The organism is Vibrio sp. YT-19(2023) (genome assembly GCF_033337395.1).
Genome location: NZ_JAWOQN010000003.1, coordinates 166,275 through 189,147 on the forward strand (window position 1 = coordinate 166,275; position 22,873 = coordinate 189,147).

The 22,873-nt window shown below is 44.7% G+C and carries 18 protein-coding genes and 1 pseudogene; 12 read left to right on the forward strand and 7 right to left on the reverse strand.

Going from position 1 to position 22,873, the window contains the following annotated elements; genetic code table 11:
- Positions 1-94 precede the first annotated feature (94 nt).
- Together R7E78_RS03940 and R7E78_RS03945 are read right to left on the reverse strand one after the other, a co-directional pair.
- Positions 95-472: a hypothetical protein gene (locus tag R7E78_RS03940; RefSeq protein WP_318057665.1), complete on the reverse strand. Its 378-nt coding sequence runs from the start codon at positions 470-472 to the stop codon at positions 95-97.
- 62 nt (positions 473-534) lie between these two features.
- Complete coding sequence (locus tag R7E78_RS03945) at positions 535-1,839, reverse strand: MipA/OmpV family protein (RefSeq protein WP_318057666.1); 1,305 nt, start codon at positions 1,837-1,839, stop codon at positions 535-537.
- A gap of 235 nt (positions 1,840-2,074) precedes the next feature.
- On the opposite strand from R7E78_RS03945, the gene R7E78_RS03950 reads away from it, so the two are divergent.
- The 3 genes from R7E78_RS03950 (at position 2,075) to R7E78_RS03960 (ending at position 5,005) form a co-directional block, all read left to right on the forward strand.
- A complete protein-coding gene (locus R7E78_RS03950) occupies positions 2,075-2,425 on the forward strand; it encodes a hypothetical protein (RefSeq protein WP_213962564.1) in 351 nt (116 codons plus the stop codon).
- A gap of 9 nt (positions 2,426-2,434) precedes the next feature.
- Positions 2,435-4,375: an alkaline phosphatase D family protein gene (locus R7E78_RS03955; RefSeq protein ID WP_318057667.1), complete on the forward strand. Its 1,941-nt coding sequence runs from the start codon at positions 2,435-2,437 to the stop codon at positions 4,373-4,375.
- Positions 4,376-4,564: 189 nt separating this feature from the next.
- Positions 4,565-5,005 carry a TerB family tellurite resistance protein gene (locus R7E78_RS03960; protein WP_017820644.1) on the forward strand — a complete coding sequence of 147 codons (441 nt, stop codon included), beginning with the start codon at positions 4,565-4,567 and terminating at the stop codon, positions 5,003-5,005.
- 241 nt (positions 5,006-5,246) lie between these two features.
- Here the strand turns inward: R7E78_RS03960 and R7E78_RS03965 are convergent, their stop codons facing one another.
- Both R7E78_RS03965 and R7E78_RS03970 read right to left on the reverse strand, forming a co-directional pair.
- On the reverse strand, positions 5,247-5,777 hold the full coding sequence (locus R7E78_RS03965; protein ID WP_033905248.1) for a 3'-5' exonuclease: 531 nt from the start codon (positions 5,775-5,777) through the stop codon (positions 5,247-5,249).
- 83 nt (positions 5,778-5,860) lie between these two features.
- The gene (locus R7E78_RS03970) at positions 5,861-7,402 is read right to left on the reverse strand and encodes a sensor domain-containing diguanylate cyclase (RefSeq protein WP_318057668.1); all 1,542 of its coding nucleotides are present in this window, start codon (positions 7,400-7,402) and stop codon (positions 5,861-5,863) included.
- 291 nt (positions 7,403-7,693) lie between these two features.
- Here R7E78_RS03970 and R7E78_RS03975 point away from each other — a divergent pair, with 291 nt between their 5' ends.
- Genes R7E78_RS03975 through R7E78_RS03985 form a run of 3 tightly spaced genes read left to right on the forward strand, consistent with a single transcriptional unit; the run spans position 7,694 to position 13,157 of the window.
- Positions 7,694-8,326: a DUF2760 domain-containing protein gene (locus R7E78_RS03975; RefSeq protein ID WP_017634945.1), complete on the forward strand. Its 633-nt coding sequence runs from the start codon at positions 7,694-7,696 to the stop codon at positions 8,324-8,326.
- A complete protein-coding gene (locus tag R7E78_RS03980; RefSeq protein ID WP_005442693.1) occupies positions 8,326-10,290 on the forward strand; it encodes an Hsp70 family protein in 1,965 nt (654 codons plus the stop codon). Before R7E78_RS03975 ends, R7E78_RS03980 begins: the two co-directional genes overlap by 1 nt.
- A 56-nt stretch (positions 10,291-10,346) precedes the next feature.
- Entirely contained in the window at positions 10,347-13,157 is a 2,811-nt protein-coding gene (locus R7E78_RS03985; RefSeq protein ID WP_318057669.1) for an Hsp70 family protein, read from the forward strand.
- An 85-nt stretch (positions 13,158-13,242) separates the two neighbouring features.
- Here the strand turns inward: R7E78_RS03985 and R7E78_RS03990 are convergent, their stop codons facing one another.
- Positions 13,243-13,437 (reverse strand): hypothetical protein, encoded by a 195-nt coding sequence (locus tag R7E78_RS03990; RefSeq protein WP_005377692.1) that lies wholly within the window; start codon positions 13,435-13,437, stop codon positions 13,243-13,245.
- A gap of 86 nt (positions 13,438-13,523) precedes the next feature.
- Here R7E78_RS03990 and R7E78_RS03995 point away from each other — a divergent pair, with 86 nt between their 5' ends.
- Entirely contained in the window at positions 13,524-14,210 is a 687-nt protein-coding gene (locus R7E78_RS03995) for a DNA-3-methyladenine glycosylase I (protein ID WP_054823495.1), read from the forward strand.
- An 84-nt stretch (positions 14,211-14,294) separates the two neighbouring features.
- Here R7E78_RS03995 and R7E78_RS04000 read toward each other — a convergent pair whose 3' ends face one another.
- Positions 14,295-15,272, reverse strand: a complete 978-nt coding sequence (locus R7E78_RS04000) for a Gfo/Idh/MocA family oxidoreductase (protein WP_318057670.1) — start codon at positions 15,270-15,272, stop codon at positions 14,295-14,297.
- A gap of 11 nt (positions 15,273-15,283) precedes the next feature.
- Positions 15,284-15,571 (reverse strand): annotated as a pseudogene (locus R7E78_RS04005) (putative quinol monooxygenase).
- Between the two features lie 103 nt (positions 15,572-15,674).
- On the opposite strand from R7E78_RS04005, the gene R7E78_RS04010 reads away from it, so the two are divergent.
- The 5 genes from R7E78_RS04010 (at position 15,675) to R7E78_RS04030 (ending at position 22,807) form a co-directional block, all read left to right on the forward strand.
- Positions 15,675-16,553 carry a LysR family transcriptional regulator gene (locus R7E78_RS04010; RefSeq protein WP_182039594.1) on the forward strand — a complete coding sequence of 293 codons (879 nt, stop codon included), beginning with the start codon at positions 15,675-15,677 and terminating at the stop codon, positions 16,551-16,553.
- Between the two features lie 425 nt (positions 16,554-16,978).
- Positions 16,979-18,322, forward strand: a complete 1,344-nt coding sequence (locus tag R7E78_RS04015; RefSeq protein ID WP_318057671.1) for a sodium/glutamate symporter — start codon at positions 16,979-16,981, stop codon at positions 18,320-18,322.
- 203 nt (positions 18,323-18,525) lie between these two features.
- Positions 18,526-19,017, forward strand: coding sequence for a type II secretion system protein (locus R7E78_RS04020; RefSeq protein WP_005377704.1), 492 nt, complete (start codon positions 18,526-18,528; stop codon positions 19,015-19,017).
- 271 nt (positions 19,018-19,288) lie between these two features.
- Complete coding sequence (locus tag R7E78_RS04025) at positions 19,289-21,028, forward strand: ABC transporter transmembrane domain-containing protein (protein WP_318057672.1); 1,740 nt, start codon at positions 19,289-19,291, stop codon at positions 21,026-21,028.
- 3 nt (positions 21,029-21,031) lie between these two features.
- Positions 21,032-22,807, forward strand: a complete 1,776-nt coding sequence (locus R7E78_RS04030; RefSeq protein ID WP_053307070.1) for an ABC transporter transmembrane domain-containing protein — start codon at positions 21,032-21,034, stop codon at positions 22,805-22,807.
- Positions 22,808-22,873 lie beyond the last annotated feature (66 nt).

Genomic DNA, 22,873 nt, shown 5'->3' on the forward strand with positions numbered 1-22,873 from the left:
GTTAGAATAAACCAGAATACAAAAGGGATTGGTTCGCGCCAATCCCTTTTTGGATCCTGATGCCTTGATCGTATTTATAAGGTCTCTAACATCGTCAAAAACGATTCAATTTCTCCAAGTTGCGTATTGCACCGAGGTAGACTTTTTCTAAAGACCGCTCAGCTTCGCTTATCATATTCTCGATCATCGCATTAAACGCGACATCGCTACGGATTTCTATATTGTCTCCCGCCTTAACGTCAAGAGAGTTGACGTACAACACCAACCATTCATCGCTCTCCAAGTGCCCTTCTCCGTGAATGGCAAAAAAGCGTTTGGCAAATTCAGCGTTGGTACAATTTATCGCTTCAATTTGAAGATTGAATGAGGAGTCGAGACTCATGGTGCTTATGCCATCCGATTCATCAGATGCATCACAAACAGCCTTAACTCTGGCACGATATACGAAATTTCTCGTTGAAATATTCATCATTACTCATAATGGGCGATAAATAAGTCAGTTGCAAATCCGACCTATATGCATCTCGCGATGCGCTAAAACTCGAACTGGATATAAATAGTATTGTAGTTGCTCCCACCTTTAATTCGCCCAAACTGGGAAGCGCTTTCAAAAATCGCCGAGCGGTGATGCAATGAATAGCCCACCCACATATTGTTCCAGCTCTTTTGGTTGAAGAGATCGCCTACATTGACATCAAACGAGAAATCTAGGTAGTTGAGCAACTTGCTTGGTGTATAACCCTTGTCTTCCATTTCTGTGCCTTCAATATAGGTAATGCTATCAATGTATGACACACCTTCCGCTACACCAAATCGCCAAGTCGTAGGCCAATTAACCGTATAATAAGCCTTAATCGCCATGACGTATTCTGTGCTCGCAGACTGAACACTGGACGACCAGTGATGAACCAACCCTGGCGTTAAATAAATATCAAGAGGAAAACCAAACAGCTCATCCGTTAATGGATGCCCATAAAACAATGAAGTAAGTTGATTGTCGTATGGGTCTTTTTCTCTCTCATAGCTAAATATTTCACCGATGTTCGAAGGCGTCGCCCAACCATGCGCAATACGTAGATATGCTTTATTGCTCAGTGTCGGTTTCGGAACTTTGCTTTTATCGTTGAAAAAGCCAAAACCGACAAACACTTCTCCCTGATATCGATCTTCTACAAGCTGACTGTTGTAGGCGTTATCATCTAAGCGAGTAACACTCGTCTCACCCAGTAAATACAAATTTGAAGTTACATGGTAACGCGCTTTAATACCAAGATTGGTGTCAAGTCCAGCTCCAATTCTCTCGCCAGTAATATCCTTAAAGGAATAATATTCACTATTGAAATCAGCGTCTTTGTATCGAATCGTAATCGATGGCTCTAATTCCCAATCCCCAAATACATAATTGGCAGCAAGGCGGTAATTAGAGTGAAACTGGAGTTCGTCGTCCGTCATCAACTCTACTTCTGCGCGCCAATTGTCGTTAATGCTATAACGCACTTGCCCACCGAAATCGACTCTGTCCCCTTCATTAGCATTTTGTAGCGACATGGGAATATCGACAAATCTCAATCGCATGAGTGCGCTCGCACGCCAGTCGGAATCACTCTCGTTATACAAAAAAGCGCCACCTTCAATGCCATTGATATACACATGTTGGTTTTCAAAGAACATCATTGGTACAAATGTACTCACCGTAGAGTCATTATCGGCGGTATAAAACGGAATCGATGCTGTGCGATACATCGCAGCAATCCCCCACGTTTGTTCTTCTGAACCATGCGCAGAAGAAACTGCCGCAGCTAAAGGTAAAGCGAGTGTTGTTAGAATTAATCTCTTCATGAGTTCGAAAAATGTTGGTTGAGAAGCAGGCAAACATCAATGATTTGCCATTAAAAGCTTATGTTCTGCTGATGATAGCCGTTACAATGGCAAATGTTGTCATCCTCGTGACAGTTTGAGTCCCAAGATCATATTAATATTGCACGACTAGGTGAGCTTGTTTGCGAATATTTTACCATCACAACAAGCGCTTAAACTCTAGCTTAGTTCTAAATCAAACATAATGAAGTAAAAAGTGAAAGCATCAGAACTCATCTCTACCTTGAATCATTTACCCGCAGATACAGACCCAGACATTGTGATGGGAGAAGCATGGCTGCCAGAGAGGTTGATAGGGACTCAACGCGATGGTGACATGTTGTTTTTGCACTTTGATAATGCACCAGAAGATGGTCAAGGTGACGAAGAAGGACGTGGCTTCGTCGAACACGAAATCGACCTAATTAGAACTCGGCTTCAGCAAATTTTGGATGAAGACAGTGATAACGCGTCAAAAGCCGATGCGATGCTTGGTTTGTTCCTTATGGGACATGAACTTAGTAGCTCGCAAGTTATCGAAATATTAGAAGAAGAAGCTGACACATAAGGAGCCGTTTTGCCAGCATTGATGAACACGACTGAAATTTCTTCACTTCCTCTTGTCGTTGCAGGTCCGATCCTACGTAAAGTGACCGCAACTGAAATCAATATTTGGCTAGTCACCACCCAACGCTTGGAGGGTATGGTGCAAATTACGGATGAAAATGCCTCCATCCTTTATCAAGCCCCTTTAAGTGAACAAAAAGAACAGCTTCAAATCGGCCTCAATGCGTGGTGTTGCTTACTTAAATTAGAAGGCGAGTTTCCAACCCATCAAGCGTTACGCTATCAAATAAAAACGCAATATGGATTAGTGACGGAACTGCTCCCTCACCTGACTTATGAGCGAGATAATACGCCAAACTTGGGTATTGAGTTCCTCGTTAGTGAAAAAGCGGATTATCTCCTACATGGCTCTTGCCGTAATCCCCATCACTTCAGTGATGATACATTGGTCGCTGCGGATCATAAAATCGCGTCTCAATCCATTGAAGAAAGACCGGATATGCTCATCATGAGTGGTGATCAAATCTATGCAGACCATGTTGCAGGCCCCACTCTCGATGCCATTGAGCAAGTCATAGCTTTATTGGGTTTGCCAGGCGAAGAATTCGATCAAGCTCCGATAAAAAATACCAATGACCTCTACCAACACCCTGCTTGCTATTATGGTCGAGATAAATTGTTGCCCCATTATGTGAGTGATGACAGTTTACTAAGTAAGTTTTTTCCACACCGAGGGACACCAATATTCAGCACCAAAGAGTGTGAGAATCACCTAATAAGCTTTGCTGAGTGCTTTGCAATGTACTTATTGGTTTGGTCTCCGACCTTGTGGAAGCTTGTTCGAACGGATCGTTTATTAGAAAACGAATTTACTGTCGGCGGAGAAGTTCTTGAACCCAAATGGCAGCAGCAATGGCGCGAAGAAAAAAAACAAATTGATAAATTCGTCGTAGGTCTGGACAAGGTTCAACGCTTACTCGCTCACATTCCAACCTATATGATTTTTGATGATCACGATGTCACCGACGATTGGAATCTCACCATAGGCTGGGAACAAGCCGCATACAGCAACACGTTTGCAAAACGCATTATCGGTAATAGCTTGATTGCTTACTGGCTTTGCCAAGGCTGGGGAAATGCGCCAGAAAAATTCAATGATGAATTTATGAGCCTCGCTCAACGCTTTATCGATGAGCGAACCTCGCAAACCCAAGATGCATTTATTCAATATTTGTATCGCTTTGAGAATTGGCACTACACCATTCCTACGACACCAAAAGTTGTCGTGCTAGATACACGAACCAGACGCTGGCGTTCTGAGTCTAAAATGAACAAACCTTCTGGCTTAATGGACTGGGAAGCGATGATTGAGTTCCATCAGGAGCTCGTGCATCAAGACAAGGTTGTTATTGTTTCTGCCGCGCCAATGTTTGGTGTGAAATTTATCGAAGCACTACAACGTGTGGTGACCATGCTTGGTAAACCATTGATGGTTGATGCTGAAAACTGGATGGCTCACCCCGGAAGTGCGAATACTCTTATTAGTATTTTCACACACACAAAGACACCAACTAACTTTGTTATTCTCTCTGGCGACGTGCACTACTCTTTTGCATACGATATTAAGCTCCGCTATCGAAAAAACAGTCCGAATATCTATCAAATCACCTGTAGTGGAATTAAAAATCAGTTCCCTACACAACTGCTCAATATTTGTGATGGCCTAGATAGACTGCTATACAGCCCTCGCTCACCTTTAAACTGGTTCACAAAACGTAAACGACTCAAGATTTACAAACGCGCACCAAGTACGCACAACTTTTATCGCTTGGTTAACCATAGTGCCATTGGTGAGCTACGCCTTGATGATGAAGGCAAACCAAGTCAAATTAGTATTCTGACGAGTGATGGTGACGAAGTTCATTTTCCACCGACACGTGCTGAAAGCTGAGTATCAATCCCAAAATGACTTGCCCTTTGTAAGAGGCAAGTCACCTTGAACTAACTCAGGAGTTTAGTTTTTTTGGGGAGAAAGTGGCCGTTCTTAAATGTCAACGGCGTGCTAAATTTGGTATCGCACCTTGAGATCTTCCGTATTTATTACCATGTTAACCAAATAAACAATAGCTCGGTGTTCATTATGTTTAATTCTCTCACATCATTATTTAAACAACTCATTGATGGCTCTGATTTAAGCCAAACCAACACACTTTCCCCTAACATGGCTATCGCGTGTTTGCTTTGTGAAGTTTCTGGCGCAGACCATAGTGTCGATGATAGAGAACAAGAAACAAAGCGCTCTTTATTGATGAAACTGCTTTCGTTAAATGAAGAAGAATCAAATACTTTGTTAGAGCAAGCGCAACAGAAAATAAAAGATTCCGCTTCGCTGTACGACTTTACCTCTCAACTAAGAGAACTGACTCAAGAAACTCGTTACAACTTAATCAAAAGCATGTGGGAAGTCGCTTACGCAGACGGCGAAATTGACCCGCTAGAAGACGCGGTGATCCGTAAAACAGCAGAGCTACTCTATGTTGATCACAGCGAGTTCATTCGAGCGAAGTTACAGTCTCAGTAAAGTGACGAGATGAGTATATAAGTCGCTGGCTAACTCTAAGCTACCCCTAGAATGACAACAGATATCGCTTCTGTAGCCATAAAAAAACGCGCACTCTGCGCGTTTTTCAATAAGCCAACGACATTGTTATTAAAATACTGGTCAAGGTATGTGTTTAGCTCTTTCCACACTAAACAGACTGCATGACAAAACAACAATGGTTGGATGATTATTTAATTACAAGCTAGCTAGGTTCGAATAACTAAAACATGGTCAAAGCAAGCTTAGCTAAGTTGTATGCATCTACATAGCCAGAGTGTTGACGCCCTTCCCAGTCTATTCCTTTTGCTTCTTGAGCGGCTCGATGGCCTATACGTCTATCTTTAAGACGATTTTGAATACGGTAGAGTGTCGCTAAGTTGATGAACTCTGTGAACGGTGCTTCAATACCTTTTTGCTTACACTCTTCTAGAAGAATGAGGTCATCTCGCCCCCAAGATGCAAAGATTTTGTTGCGACCACCGAAGTTCTTAACCATGGATTTAAGCACTTCTTCTAGTGGGCGTCCTTGTTTTTCAATCTTACGTGGTGTGATGCCCGTTAACTCAGCGCAAAACAGAGACACTTCATCGTGTTCTGGTTTCACGTAGTATTGAGCACGCTTGACTATCTCACCTTTAGACAAATCTATTTCAGCTAACCCCACTTCGATAATTTCACCCGTGCTGCCGACGCCATTTTCGTTCCAGCAACACATTTCTAAATCGAAGCATACAATACGGTTATGGTTCATAGTTTGCCTTGGTTCCTAACATAAAAATTTAAAGCGTGCGATTCTATCGTAACACGGCGTAAAACTCGAATTTGTGCGCCCATTTAATCGCCGATCGACACATTATTACGGCCGTTTTTTTTACTCAAATAGAGTTGACTGTCCATTTTGTGATACAAGCTCTCAGGATCTTCTTCTTTATGGATAACCGCACCGATACTCAACGTACAGATGATTGACGCATCACCATAATCAAAAGCCGTACTTGCCACAACACTCCGTAACTTTTCTAGGTAAGCTTCTAGCACTGCTCTATCAATGACTTTAGAAATAATACAAAACTCGTCACCACCAGCGCGGTAAAACTTATCTCCCGGTTTTAAATTTGCACTGACCAGCTTAGTGACATGTTGCAACGCTTCATCTCCACCTAAATGGCCGTGTTTGTCATTAATCACTTTGAAGTGGTCGATATCAAAACCAACCAAGGCGAAGTTAACACCTTTGTTTATCTGATTAAGCAAGTGATCGTTGAATGCTCGGCGATTCAGTAGTTGAGTTAGAGGGTCTCGCTCTGCCATTCTTTTTAATTCAACGGTTTTGAGCTCCAACATGACCGCTAAGCGCTCTTTTTCTCGAGACTGTAAATTCACAATCCAACTGATCAAAAAGGCGATTACCAATCCGGCTAGCGTCGTGCCCGCTAAAATAGAACGCTCCCAAGCTGAGACTGCGTCAGAAAGCTTAAAGTCAATACGCCATTCACGGTTAGGCAGTTGAATGGTTCGGCTTATAACGGTTCCTCGAATGTTATCCCAGCTAGCACTTTGAAAGAGAACAGGGTCATCTGCTGCGTCGAATCCCAAGTCTTCTACGCGCACCGACATATCGAGCTCCGTCGCGGTTTTCGTAATCAAATCCTCAAAGTAAACCGTACTTCGGATAACGCCGGTCACTACTCCTAATAAATATTTGTTCTCGAAGTCGAACACTGGATGGAACACCAGCAACCCAGTCTTAGGTATGGACTTGTCATAACCATCTTGCAGTAAGCGAACTTTATCCGAGACATTCGCTCGCCCACTTTCGGAAATATCATCCAAGATTAAATCGAAGCGTTTGCGCGAAAAATAGAAACCCAATAGAGAAAGGTTTTCCGGTGTTCTTGGGTAGATATCCGACGCGATAAAAATTGGCTCATTGTGTTCAAAAATGTACCCGTAGGTTTTGGGACCATCTTTAGGAACGGTAAACGGTTGGAAGTTTGGAAATTTTTGACGGGTCTTTAAAATATGTTCATCAAGATCTTCAAATTCGACCTTTTGCATCCATTGAAGTCCAATAAGACTTCGTGAGCTATTAATCACTTGTTCCGCATACATGGGAAACGATGGCCAATAGCTTCGCTCAATCGAATGGAAAAAGTTTGCGCCCGCACCAATGAACTTTAGATCATTCTCGACGTTTGCTTTAAGTGATTCTGCTTGTCGGTCGGCTAAAGTATCAAACGTCGTCTGTGTATACCGTTGCTGCATTGTATAAGCAGCACCAACTACACCAGCAGTGACACATAAAGTCGCCAAAAAAGCTAAAATAGAGTCTGAATGTCGTGTTATAAAGCTCTTATGAGCGGTGCTTTGTGTCATATCGTAATTTTTGATACTTCCGTAAGTTAAACTTCGGGATCTATTGAAATACTGCGTTAGCAATGCACAAACATCAAGCAACAACCTATATTGGGGAGTCTGATCGTCGATTTTTCACGCTGTTCGTACGGTATAGTCACGAATTATTACAGCCTTAAGCCTTGAATATGCTAACATCCGTCATCATTTTAATGTCTAAACTTGGTGCAAGATCGCAAAGACGATTGTTTTAGTGAACAAATATGAGCCAATACTGAGCACCAATAAATCAATAGAAAGAGAAAAAACGTCATGAACATTGATTTGAACCTAATTCCTCAAACGTTCGATATGCTTCACGCTGGCCTAACCGCATCGAGCGTTTTGCTTCTTCTAGTTGCAGTGTCGCGCAAATCAAAAGTGGTCGAGAAAGTGGTAGAAAAACCAGTCGAGAAAATCGTCGAGGTTGAGAAACCAGTTGAGAAGATCGTTGAAGTAGAAAAAGTAGTGGAAGTAGAGAAAGTCGTAGAGCGTGTTGTAGAAGTTGAATCAAAACTTGCAACCGCATCAACGGACTCTGCAATGCAGCTGCTTTCTATCATGCAACAAGAAGCTCGTCTGATTGACTTCCTAAAAGAAGACCTAACGTCATTCTCTGATGAGGAAGTAGGCGCAGCTGCTCGCGTAATCCACACTGGCGGTCAGAAAGTACTGAACGACTACGTGACGCTAGCGCACGTTCGTAACGAAGACGAAGAAACTCGCATTACGGTTGAAGAAGGCTTCAACCCACAAGAAATCCGCCTAACTGGCAACGTAACAGGCAGCGCGCCATTCAACGGCACGCTAGTTCACAAAGGCTGGAAAGCAACATCAATGACGTTGCCTAAACTGGCTGAGAACTACGATGCTTCTGTGATCGCTCCAGCTGAGGTTGAGCTGTAATGGAACACATGAACCAAGAAAACCATTCTCAAGAAGCGTCTGTTGAAACTCAACAGACGCCTAAATTCAGTGTTGGTATCGACTTAGGTACAACACACTGTGTCATGTCTTTTGTTGATACACACAACGAGGACGCTCGCGTTGAAGTGATGCCTATCCCGCAGTTGACTGCGCCGGGCACGGTAGAGACTCGCAGCCAATTAGGATCTTTCCTATACCAGCCGCACGAGCACGAAATGAACCCGCAATCACGCGTTCTTCCGTGGTCGAGCGAGCCAAAAGCTCTGGTTGGTGCAATTGCACGTAACCTAGGTTCGAAAACGCCAATTCGCCTTGTTGCAAGTGCGAAATCTTGGCTTTGCCACGCTGGTGTGAATCGTCGTGATGCCTTCCTACCAGCAGGTAGCCCAGAAGAAGTGGAAAAAGTATCCCCTCTTCGTGCGACAGAGCTTTACCTAGAGCACCTAAAAGATGCTTGGAATCACACGAACCCAAATCACAACCTTGCCGATCAAGACGTAACTATTACAGTTCCTGCTTCTTTTGATCCTGCTGCTCGCGATCTAACTGCAGAAGCAGCACGTAACGTTGGCTTTGTGCACCTAACGCTTCTAGAAGAGCCACAAGCTGCGCTTTACAACTGGATCGATAACAGCAACGACAAATGGCGCGACGAAGTTGAAGTTGGCGACATCGTGCTTGTGGTCGATATCGGTGGTGGTACAACCGACCTTTCTTTGGTTGAAGTAACTGAAGACGACGGCAACCTAACTCTGAACCGCATCGCGGTAGGTGAACACATCCTACTTGGCGGTGACAACATGGACCTTGCACTTGCGTACCGCTTGAAGATGAAGCTAGCGCAAGAAGGCAAAGAGCTACAGCCATGGCAAGTTCAGGCAATGACACACGCATGTCGCGACGCGAAAGAAGCGCTATTGAACGACAGCGAACTTCAGTCAGTGCCAATCGTAGTACCAAGCCGTGGTTCTAAACTGCTTGGCGCAACACTGAAAACAGAACTGACTCAAGAAGAAGTACAACAAACACTGGTTGACGGCTTCTTCCCTCAAGTTGCGATTACTGACCACCCTGTTCAACGTAACCGTGGTGCACTAACGCAAATGGGTCTGCCTTACGCGCAAGATGCGGGTATTACTCGTCACATTGCTGCGTTCTTGTCTAAGCAAGCCAATGCTCTTTCTGCTTCAGGAAATGGCGCAGAAGCAGCAGCTCAAGATTTCAATCCATTCGCTAACATGCCTGGTATGCCAGGTGCGGATGCAGCCCAATCAGCTGACTTCATCAAGCCAACCGCAATCCTATTCAACGGTGGTGTTCTGAAATCGAAACTTCTAGCAACTCGTCTAGAAGACACGATCAACGAATGGCTAATTGAAGCAGATGCTGAAATGGCAAAACGCCTAACAGGTGTGGATCTAGACCTTGCAGTTGCTAGCGGTGCGGCTTACTACGGCTCTGTACGTCGTGGTCAAGGCGTTCGTATCCGTGGTGGTATTGCTTCGGCGTACTACGTGGGTATCGAAAGTGCCATGCCAGCGATTCCGGGCATGGCACCTCCAATGGAAGCACTGTGTGTTGCACCATTTGGTATGGAAGAAGGTTCAAGCGTTGACGTACCAAGCCAAGAGTTTGGTTTGATCATCGGTCAGCCAGTAAACTTCCAATTCTTCGGCTCAACGGTTCGTCGTGATGACCTAGCAGGTACTCACCTAGACTACTGGGCACCAGAAGAGCTTGAAGAGCTACCAGAAATCCAAGTAACGCTGCCTGTATCTGAAGGTCGCCGTGAAGGTGAAGTGGTTCCGGTAACCCTAGCTTCTCGCGTGACAGAGCTTGGTACGCTTTACTTAGAAGCCATTGCCGCTGATAACGGTCAAAAATGGCATGTTGAGTTCGATGTGCGCGAAGACGCGAAAAGCAACTCAAACGAAGAAGAATAAATAGAAAATCAAACGGCATCCAATCGGGTGCCGTTTTTAAATACACGAAGGTTTGTATGGCATCTCCTCGTTTTCTTGTTGGTATTGACCTTGGCACCACAAACACTGTGGTGGCGTATTGTGAAATTACCGACAATCTTGAACAATCCGAAGTATCCCTATTCGACATCGACCAATTGATTGGTCCGGGTGAAGTGGTTCGTAAACCATTACTGCCCTCTTTCCGCTATCACCCTGCGGTTGGTCAAATCTCCCCTTCTGACCTAACACTCCCTTGGGAAAACGAACCTGTATCTGGCGACATTAGTAATGTGATCGTGGGTGAATGGGCTCGTGAATTAGGCGCTAAGGTGGAAGGACGTCAGGTATCCAGTGCTAAAAGCTGGCTATCGCACCAAGCAGTGGATCGTAGCTCAGACATTCTTCCTTGGGCTGGCGCGCAAGACGTAGATAAAGTCTCACCCGTTATTGCCAGCGCAAGCTATCTCAACCACATTCGTCAAGCATGGAACTACCGTCACCCTAGCAACAAGCTAGAAGACCAAGATGTGGTTGTGACCGTTCCAGCATCGTTCGATGAAACCGCTCGTAAACTCACGCTTGAAGCTGCGCAGTTAGCTGGTTTGAAGAAAATCGTCCTGCTCGAAGAGCCACAAGCCGTATGTTACGACTGGTACGCGCGTCACCAGCAAACCGCAGCTGATGAACTTAAAGAATTACCGCTGATTCTGGTGTGTGATGTGGGCGGTGGTACTACCGACTTGAGCTTGATTGAAGCAAGTTTCTCTTCTCAAGATGAACTAGCCCTTGACCGCATTGGCGTTGGCGAACACTTGATGCTGGGTGGTGACAACCTCGACTTAGCATTAGCACACCTTGCAGAGAGCCGCTTCAACCAAAGTAAGAAGCTTACTGCAGCAAGCCTGACTAAGCTGATTCAGCAAACGCGCAAAGCGAAAGAAAACCTACTTTCAGCGAGTGCACCTGAAGAAGTGAAAATCACCATGCTGGGCAGCGGCTCTAAACTTCTTGGCGGAACAAAGAGTATTGGGCTGAGCAAACAAGAAGTGCACCAAATCGCTTTGGATGGCTTCTTCCCGCTTTCTGATTTCAGTGAAGTACCAGACAAACGCCGCAGCGCGGTTGTCGAGTTTGGTCTTCCATACGTTGCTGACCCAGCAGTGAGCAAGCACGTGGCCGAGTTCTTAACTCAGCACCAACAAGTTGCTCGTGCCGCTCTTGGCATTGAAGACGAAAAACAAAATGCAGTTCCAGTCGGTTTGCTACTCAACGGTGGTGTGTTCAACAGTGAACTTGTGACTGAGCGTGTCACTACCCTACTGTCCGATTGGCGCGGCGCTCCGGTTACAGTATTAGATAACCCACATCCAGATTGGTCTGTTGCACTAGGTGCTGTTGCGTTTGGTAAAGCACGTCGTGGGGCACAGCTAAAAATTGGTGGTGGTGCAGCGCGTTCTTACTTCTTGCATCTTCACGAAAAGAACAAGATGGGCAAAGCGCTTTGTTTACTTGCAAAAGGGACAGAAGAAGGACACGAGATACGCTTAAGTGGTCGTCGTTTCTCGCTTACCCTAGGTGAGCCCGTTCGCTTTAACCTGCTGACTTCTACACACGACACCTTAACCAATAACACCGCTATTCAAAACGGCGTGATGGTTGACGTTGACCCCGACTTATTTGCTCCTCTGCCACCTTATATCACCACCCTTGAAGGTGAAGGCGCCGAACTGCAAGCCAACCAGAAAGAGCGCGTAGAAGTGCAACTGGCGTGTCAGTTGACCGAAGTCGGTACGCTTAAGATGGAATGTGTCAGCGCAGAAGATGACAGCAAACGTTGGGAGCTGGAATTCGAAGTTCGTAACAAGCAAACCGATGACAGCGAGCAAGTTAAGCTTCACCCTAAACTGAACGAATGTAAGGAGCTGATCGCTCGTCTTTACAGCGGTAACAAGAAAAGCGCAGAAAGCAAAGAGATCAAAACCTTAGCCAAAGATCTTGAGAAGAAACTTGGCAAACGTGACGAGTGGGATTTCACTACCCTACGTCAACTGTTTGATACCTTTGCACAAGGTCGTAAGCGTCGCCGTCGTTCTGAACAGCACGAGAAAAACTGGCTTCGTTTGGCAGGTTTTGCACTGCGTCCAGGCTTTGGCGATCCAACCGACTCATGGCGCATTGAACAAGTTTGGGGTCTCTACCAGCAAAACATTCAGTTCAAAAACCATCAAGGCTGGACTGACTGGTGGGTATTCTGGCGTCGTATCGCAGGTGGCTTGAGCCAAGAGCAACAAGAGACCATCTTGGCGGACATCGCGAAATACCTACATCCTGGTGCGATGAAAAACCCACAATCCGCCAAAGCGGCACAAGATATGGGTTACGAATCAATGGTGCGCTTATCTGCCTCTCTAGAGCATCTAGAAGTCGAAGACAAGGTTCTATTGGCAACGTGGTTCTTGAGCAAAGCCATCAACCATAACCAGTTTGAACAAGCACACTGGTGGGCAATGGGTCGCTTGGCATCACGTACGCCTTTATATGGCAGTCAGCATAACGTCGTTCCTCGTGAACAAGCGGAACAGTGGTTGCCTAAGCTGTTAGAGCAGAACTGGCAGAAAGAGCCAATGATCGCTTTCGCAGCCGTAATGATTTGTCGTAAGACGGGCGACCGCCTATTCGATATCTCAGACGACTACCGTGAACAGGTACTGGCTAAGTTGAAGCAAAGCAAGGTGCCTGAATCTTGGGTATCATTGGTTGAAGAAGTCAAAGAGCTATCTGAGAGCGAATCGAAGCGTATCTTCGGTGATGCACTACCAAGCGGTCTGACGCTGGTAAATAACTAAGCTCCCAAACTTATAAACGCAACAAAGCCCTTCTCGTGAAGGGCTTTGTTTTATATGATTCTAATAGCTGACGAAAGACGACTCGTTAGTTCATTTCCGTATTGATCACCACATCACGCGTTTCATTATCCATATCACTGATGCCGACCACTGAGATTTCACGGTCAGATAAATTCTCAATCATGCTGTCTTCTAACCCACCGTCCGTCATCCACGCATAGAATTTTTCCGCAATACGATCCGAACCTTCTCCGACAAACGTTAATGTGACCTTCTTCATTTGTGACACTCCATCAATTTACGATTCAGCCACTTAAGCGTAGTATGTTTCACAAATATCGACATAAACTAGGACTAACTTCTTTTATGAGTATCGAAAAATTTGACGCGATTTATCAGCGCGCTGCCGAGCGTAAAGGTGGTGAAGATCAACTTGAAGCGCTTTTGTCTCATCCACTAAGCAAAGAAGAGCTGGCAGCGATTCCGGATGACCGTTGGCTGGCCGCTTTTTCGATGAAAGTATTCCAAAGTGGGATTTCGTGGAGCGTTGTTCGCAACAAGTGGCCGAACTTCGAAGAAGTGTTCTTTGGGTTTAAGATTGAGCCGCTATTGATGCTGTCAGATGAGCAATGGGAAACCAAAGCAACAGATAAACGCATTATTCGCCACCTCACTAAAGTCATGTCGATCCCTGCCAACGCACGTATGATCCACGAAGCAAAAATCGAATACGGCTCGTTTGGCAAAATGGTTGCCGATTGGCCGCAAGAGAAAATCACCGACCTATGGGCATATTTGAAGAAACGCGGTAATCGCCTAGGTGGCAATACCGGTCCTTACACACTTCGCCAAATGGGCGTTGATACCTTTATCTTGTCTAGTGACGTCGAGGCTTACCTGCGCAATTGCAAAATCATTGAAGGTGGCAAAGATACGAAAAAGTCGCTCGATGCCACCAACAAAGCGTTTGTTCAATGGCAGCAAGAAAGTGGTAGAAGCCTGTCTGAGATCAGCCAAATCATTGCGTTCAGCACCGGTGATAATCGCGTTTAATCCAGACTGAACACAAAATAGAAACGGCGCACTAAATATTGTATTTAGTGCGCCGTTTTTATGTTCATTGGTTCAAGTACACATTTACTTTAAAGCCAGTGATTCCCACTCAGTCAGTAGCTGCATAATACGGTGAGAGTCCTCCCATGTTGCACAAGGGTTCTCTAACGAGATACGCCCTGCTTCAACCGCTTGGCGAATATTGCGCACTTGATAGAAGAAAGCGTCCCCAGCTGCCGGAACAGACACTTCACGCTTCGACGTCTCGTAAATTTCCACACTAAACTGGTTTTCTTGCGTTGGTAGCCATGGATTTGAATCTAACGTAATACAACCTTTGCTACCCAGAATGGTGAATTGGTGTTTCAATCCATGATCTTCTGCGGTGTGTACGCTCGCCGTTTGTTGCTCACCGAATTGCATCATCAAACTCGATTCACAGATATTCCCATCGTTACCTCGTCGACCGATCGCCGTCATTGAACGGTTCTCAAAGGTTTGTTCACCCAACATGGTTTTCACCACCAAATGCACCAATGACATTGGGTAACAACCTAAGTTATACAAAGCACCTTTACTGTCTGGATTCACAAACTGCGCGATCGATGCAATGTAAGAAGTATGCATCGAGCGAAGTTCACCAATCTCTCCCGATTTAAGCACCGAAACCAACTCGCTGATCAACGGGTGATGTAAATACATTAAGCCTTCAGCAAAGAATACCTTGTGCTTTTCGACTGCTTTTAGTGCCAACTCGGCTTTTTCCATATCTACCGAGAGTGACTTTTCACACAGGATCGCTTTCCCCTGCTCTGCCGCTTTAACGATAAAGTCATGATGAAGGTGATTTGGCAATGCGATATAAATAATGTCGACTTGCTCATCAGCAATCAACGCATCGTAATCGTTGAACGTATTCTCGATGCCATATTGCTCAGCGAATGCCTGTAAGTTCTGCTCCGAACGCCCAGCAACCGCGTACAGTTCACTCTTGTCATCGCCTTGGATTGCCTCAGCCATGACTCCTGAGATAAAGCTTGTGCCTAAAATACCCCATTTCATGTTCACGTCTCCTATTGAGCTTGGGTTTCGAATGCTTGAACTAACTCTGCCATTTCAGCCGCAATAAACGCTTGTGTATGCGGCATAGCAAAATGCGCTTCAATCGCGGCGCGGTTTTCATATCGCTCCCAAAGAATCACACGTTGTGGAGCTTTAGAATCCTAGGTCGCATTCGCTTGCAAGCACCCCGCTTCGCTTTGCATATCAAGGCGAAATTGTTCAATGGCTTCAACCACTTGTTGTCTTGGCTTATCGGCATTCATTTTCAGTTCGGCGGTAACAAAAATCGTCTCGCTCATGATGGCTCTCTTTCTCCATTCTTAATCATACGCCCACTGTAATTAACCTCATTTGATTGATAAACTCTGCTTTAGTTATTTCTTTATCAACTCTGGGTGTGCAATGGATAAATTAACAAGCATGAAAGTTTTCGCTTACGTGGTCGAACACGGCAGCTTTCGTAATGCAGCACACCACTTTGATATTTCACCGACCATGGTTGGCAAGCACATGAGCTTTCTTGAGCAAAGCTTAGGTACGCAGCTGATTCATCGCACCACGCGCAAACAGTCCTTGACCGAAGCTGGCAGACTCTACTATCAAGAGTGCCACCGCATTATTGAAGACATCACCAACGCAGAGAACCTAATCCAGACGCTGATCAACCGCCCAACTGGAACAGTAAAAGTTAACTGCCCAGTTACCTATGGTAAAAAGGTGATTGCGCCCATCGTGGCTGACTTCTTAGCAGAATTTCCCGAACTGAACGTTGAGTTAATGTTGGATAACAGTTTGATTGACCCATATCGAAGCGAAGCAGACGTGATTATTCGTATTGGTGAGTTGGTCGATTCATCGTTAGTTGCAAGAAAACTCGGGCAATACGACATGACTTACTGCGCCTCACCCTCTTATCTTAAGCTGCATGCCCCTATCCAATCGCTTGATGACCTTGAACATCATCATTGTTTGGGATTTCAGTACCACCAAGGGGAAAGCCAACAGGTGGTGAACATGCCATCTAATACCTTTGGAAACAGCAACACCCGATTAACGTCTAACAATGGCGATGTACTTAAGTTTGCCGCGTTAAAAGGCTCTGGTGTTCTTCTGCAACCAAAGATCTTAGTTGAGCAGGAAATCCAATCTGGTGCCTTGGTAGAAATTCTCCAGCAACATGCTCCCAAGCCAAAACCGATCCACCTGCTTTACCGTTCAAAACAGCTTTCCCTTAAAAACCGTACCTTGGTCGATTTTATTCTTTCTCATGTGAATCCATAACGTCACCCCATAAAGCGGCGACAATTTAACCATTTAATTAACTTTTGTTGTCGATATGACAAATATTATTGCTTGTTAATTGTCTTTATTTTTCATGTTGTTAGTCAGAGACACCCATTAACTAGGCATAATTTATTGATTCACACCAATTGCATTGCTCTGACAAAGTGACTAGGATTGCCGCCTTTCCTGAGTGAACTATCAAAAAATATCGAGAAATTTAATCTAATTTCTCTTCCTGTTCGTGTGCAATCACAACATTTACACTCATTTCAAATTGCATAAGCACATTCCTTTGCTTATGAAAACGACATTGATTTCTCAACGCTTTTAGTCACGTATGTGGCTTTTTGGCTTGAGAGAGATTTTTATTCAAGGTAGGTCACAAGGACGCTACCCCTTGACTGCATTTACTGGAGGATAAGATGCCTAAAGGTCTAATGCTGACTGACTTTGCCATCGCTGGCTTACTATTGATTTTGGCAAAAGTCATTCGCGTTCACGCGCCATTACTACAGCGTATGTACATTCCATCGGCGGTTCTCGCAGGATTATTCGGTCTAATTTTTGGACCAGCCCTGTTAGACGTACTGCCTTGGACCGATACGTTTACCGCTAACGCAAGCCTATTAACTGCTGCACTTTTTTCTGCGTTAGGTCTGGCAACGGATGTTCCATCACCTAAAACCGTCGCACAGCGTGCTGGCTCATTGTGGGCGTTTAACCAAATCGCTTCTGTTTCTCAGTGGTTGTTTGCGGCAATGTTTGGTCTAGTTCTCACAACCTTCTTCTGGCCAGAGATTAATCCCGGCTTTGGTGTGACAATGTCTGCGGGCTTTATGGGTGGTCACGGGTCTGCCTCTGTTGTTGGTGAAATCTTCACGGGGCTTGGCTGGGAAGATGGCTTCACACTTGGCTTAACGTTCGCAACCGTGGGTATTTTCATTTCAATTTCTGTCGGCATGCTCATGCTGCAATTCGCATTGAAGATGGGTTGGATTCGTAGCTTTACGACATTCGATAGCATGGATGAACACGAACGCAAGGGGCTCGTTAAGCCTGATGATCAAGAGCCGGTAATGAAAGACACCATGTCTTCCCTGTCGGTTGATTCTTTTGCGATTCACGCGGCGTTGGTTGTAGTGGTAACAGCTTTCTCGTATGTAGCGGCTAACTACTTATCTTCTTTCCACGATAAGGTACAAATCCCTACGTTCGTAACTGGCTTCCTTGGCGGCATGCTCGTGCGAATCGTCGCGAAACAAACGAAAGCTTCACGCTATCTTTGTGACGGTGCATTCAAACACGCTGCGGGCATCAGTACCGATTATTTGATTATCTTTGGTATCTCAGCCATCAAGATTACCGTCCTAGCCCAGTATTTAATGCCGATGGTAGTGCTTGCAATCGGCGGTATCGCCTTCACACTATGGCTAATCTTCTGGGTTGCCCCACGTATCATGGGAGAAGATTGGTTCGAGAAAGGCATTTTCTCTTGGGGTTGGTTAACCGGTACGGTTGCCATGGGTATTGCGTTGCTTCGTATTGTTGATCCAAAAATGCGTAGCAAGGTGCTTGATGATTACGCCATCGCTTATGTCCCTGGCTCAATCACTGACATCTTCATCATCTCTTTGATGCCAATCGCGATGTATAACGGCATGCACTGGCAAGCGCTTGGTGTAGGATTAGGTTACATCGCAATTGTCTTATTTATTTGGCGATTCATTTTTAAACGTAACAGCAGTGCTCTGACACACGAATCTTAGTCGCTTTACTCGGGAGGATTTTATCCTCTCGAGTTCATTCCTTGGTTTTTCTCAAAATCACTCCCCACCTCGAAAATAAGCAACTTGTTTTATATTTGAGATTTGCAATCCCGATCTCTTATTATCATTCTTTTTTAATACTTGACCTGAAAGTTTCTATATCAGAATAGCCGCCTATTCGTTTCTAAACATGGAGAAAGGCTGTGCGTCGCTCTCAAGGATTTACTCTTATTGAACTCATTGTGTGCATCATCATTCTTGGTATTGTAAGCGTCGTTGCATTTCCTAAATTTCTTGGCTTACAAAAAGATGCCAGAGTGGCGGTTCTATATGGAGCCAGAGAAGCACTCATGACCGCCAACAACTTTGTCTACACCAAAGCAGTGATTCAATCTCAAGAGACAGTAGATGGCGGCATACAATATAACATTGATCTAGATAATGACGGCCATAACGACCTAATTGGTTACTTTGGATTTATCAAAAATGTTATTCCAGCAAAAGAGCTAGCAGGCTTTGATCCGCAACTCACTATTAACACTTGGTATGGGGTAGATAGCCCAGACGAGCCCTACTTCCTTATTGGTTTTGCAAACAAGCCTGTTGGTCCAGAACATATGTGTTATGTCGAAGTTTACTACCCAGAAACTCCTGGTGGCCAAGTGAAATACAAAATACAAACTGACGATTGCTAATTCCCATATAGAGTGGCAGTAACACTTTTACTTTTGGTGTCTTCATCGTTATTGCAAGGTCATGGCTCCAAAACGACAATTAGCAACTATTTCACATAATGTCGTCGCACAGTTAGCTCATAGAGATAAAACCAGTAATTTGCGCCGACACATGGCTATAATTGAAACAATCTATCGTTTTTAAACCCGCCTATAACTTGTGCTTGTAAACTCATCATTTCGCTCAATAATAGTTCTATAACAAATTCAATAATTTAAAGCGAGAGGCGTAATGAGAATATTCTGGCAGCTACGTTGGTATTTCCAACAAAAGTGGAGGCACTATGTCGGATCCATTCTGCTTTTCGCTGTGATATCAGCACTACAGCTTGTTCCGCCCAAAGCAGTTGGCATCATCGTTGATGGCGTCGTAGACAACACTTTAGATACAAATACGCTGATTCTATGGCTCTCAGGGTTAACTGTACTGATCTTTACTATTTATGGGTGTCGCATCTTATGGCGAATTTGGCTTTTCGGCGCAAGCTGGGAGCTCGGGACCATTCTACGTAACCGTCTATATAGGCATTTATCGACACAGCCACCTCGTTTTTTTGAACGTTACAAGACGGGGGATCTGATGGCTCGTGGCACTAATGATGTGCGTAATATCGTTATGACTGCCGGCGAAGGGGTTTTAACCGCCGCAGACTCTTTGATCACTGGTATTGCGGTTTTAATCATTATGGTAACGCAAGTAAGCTGGAAGCTCACCGTAATGGCGCTTCTTCCAATGCCATTTCTTGCCATCATCATCTTCTTTATTGTGCGTATCCTACATCAACGCTTTCGTGTCGCTCAGGAAGCCTTTTCTACCATGTCAGACATGACACAAGAGTCACTTAATGGCGTGCGAATGCTGCGTGCTTTCGGATTAGAAAACCAAGAGCAGCAACGTTTTGAAGAGGTTGTGGATGATACTGGCGAAAAGAACATCGCTGTCGCAAGAGTCGATGCTAGATTTGACCCGGCAATTCAGTTAACCATCGGTCTTTCTTTCCTTCTTAGTGTCGCTGCTGGTGCTTACCTTGTTGATAAAGGTGAGATCACGCTTGGTGATCTGACCGCATTTACGATGTATTTAGGGTTGATGATATGGCCGATGCTGGCATTCGCATTCCTATTTAACATTTTAGAAAGAGGCTCTGCTGCATGGAACCGATTACAAGAGATCTTTGATGAAAAGCCAGCAATTATCAGTGGCAATAAGCCAATAGAAAATAAACCACTTCCGTTGAAAATTGATATCGACGATTTCCATTGGTCTAGTGATTTACCGCCCGCTTTGACGGAAGTAAACATCGAACTGGAACCCGGAAAAATGTTGGGAGTTGCAGGGCCGGTAGGAAGCGGAAAATCGACCCTGTTAACACTACTTTTGCGTCAACATGATTTAGAAAGCGGCTCAATTAAATTCGGTGATGTCGAGATCAAGGATGCCCTACTTCCACAGTGGCGCAACCGTTTTGCTGTCGTTAACCAAAGTCCGTTTCTATTCTCCAAATCTATCTTCGACAATATTGCCTTAGGCAACCCTAATGCAGAGAAAGAAGAAGTCTATAGAGCAGCAAAGTTAGCCTGTATACATGACGATATTGAGAAGTTTCCTGAAGGCTACCAAACAGAAGTTGGTGAAAAAGGCATTACACTCTCCGGCGGGCAAAAACAACGTATTGCGATAGCACGCGCTATGCTGCTGAATGCCCAAGTGTTGGTTTTGGACGATGCACTTTCCGCTGTTGATGGACGGACCGAACATCAAATCCTTAAGAATTTGGAAACACACTACCGTGATCAAGCCCTAATCGTTATTGCACACCGCCTCACCGCATTGGAAGCAGCAGACGAGATCATTGTCTTGAATCACGGCCACATTACTGAACGTGGGCAACATAGCGCTTTATTAGCGCATCAGGGATGGTACGCCGAAATGTTCGAGTACCAAAAACTAGAACAGGCGATGGAGGAATAATGAATGAACCAGACCAGCACGTTTAAACGGTTAATGTCTTACCCATTATCTCAACCAAAGCCAATGATTAAAGGACTCGCCTTGCTGTTTATTGCAGCGTTAGCTAGCGCCGGCGGCCCTTGGTTGATTCAATATTTCATTGATGAGCACATCGCTAAAGGTGACTATTCACAAAATGTTCTGATTTCGCTAGCAGTAGGTTATATCGCTCTTCAGATCGTATCGGCAACATTCCAGTATTTTCAGTCATTGCAATTTAGCATTGTCGCGGCTAACACGATCAAAGCGATTCGTAAGCAAGTATTTTCTGGCGTGATTAAGCAGCCGTTATCTGCGTTTGATTACACGCCTGCTGGAAAATTGGTGTCGCGAATCACCAACGATACGGAATCTTTACAGCAATTTTATGAGCTTTTGATCGCGACCGTGGTGAAAAACGTGGTCATGATTGTCGTAATGCTTGGCGTTATGTTTTTCATGAGTTGGAAGCTCACACTCGTTGTGCTTGTATTGCTGCCGATCGTCATCGGCTTTATGTACTTGTTTAAGCAGCTAAGTACAGAAAGCTACCGAAAGATGCGTGACCTATTGACTGATATAAATGCGAATCTGAGTGAATCCATTCAAGGGATGAGTGTCATTCAATTAATGCAACAAGAAGAGCGTTTTAATAAACAGTTCAACGAGCTAACCGCAGAGCATCTGGTGGCATCTAAACGAGTGATTCGGCTAAACGGCTATCTGCTAAGACCCTTAATGGATTTGCTCGCTGGTCTTGCGTTGCTTTGCTTGGTTGCGATCTTTGGTTTTAATGGTATTGAGTTGATTGGTGTGGGGGTACTGTATGCATTTATCAGTTATCTTGCGCGAGTTACTGAACCACTAATTGAGATGACTCAGCAACTTGCTCTACTTCAGCAGGCGTTAGTATCAAGCGAACGTGTTTTTGAATTGATTGATGCGAAAGAACAAACTTACGGGGGCGATCATCAACCATTAAGGTCAGGTGCTATCGAACTTAAAGACCTCACATTTAGCTACGATGGTAAACAGGACGTCCTAAAAGACATTTCGTTGAAGGCCAACCACCAAGACTTTATCGCGCTTGTCGGGCATACAGGAAGCGGTAAAAGCACCTTAGCGTCACTGTTAATGGGCTTTTATCCAACTCAATGTGGTGAACTGCTCATAGATGGTCGTCCACTTCAGACATTAGGGAAAGACGTACTTCGCAAAGATGTGGCAATGGTTCAACAAGATCCACATATTCTCCCTGCTTCAGTCAGAGAAAACATCTCTCTCAGTCGGGCGGTTGATGACAATCAAATATGGGATGCGTTAGACAAGGTAGGTTTGGCAGAACAAATTCATCGTTACCCTAACGGGCTAGACACGCAGTTAGGTCAAGGCGAAACTAATTTATCTGCGGGTCAGAAACAGCTTTTGGCGTTAGCACGTGTGCTTGTGGTAAAACCTAAGATATTGATATTAGATGAAGCAACCGCAAATATTGACTCAGGAACAGAGGCTTTAATCCAAAAGAGCTTGGCGGTACTCAGACAAGACATGACGCTCGTTGTTATTGCTCATCGGCTGTCAACTATCCTAGATGCAGACCAAATCATTGTTCTTCATCATGGGGAGTTGGTCGAGAAAGGTACACACAAAGCACTCTTAACGCAAAATGGTCGTTATGCTCAAATGTATCAGTTACAGCAAGCAAACCGACACCTACAACAGATTGAAGAAGACACCAAGCAACTCGAAGAAGCGGTGTGATTTTATGCCCGTGCCTTCTTTTTATTTAGTCGGCATGGGCATAATTGGTGTAACTTCAAAATTTAG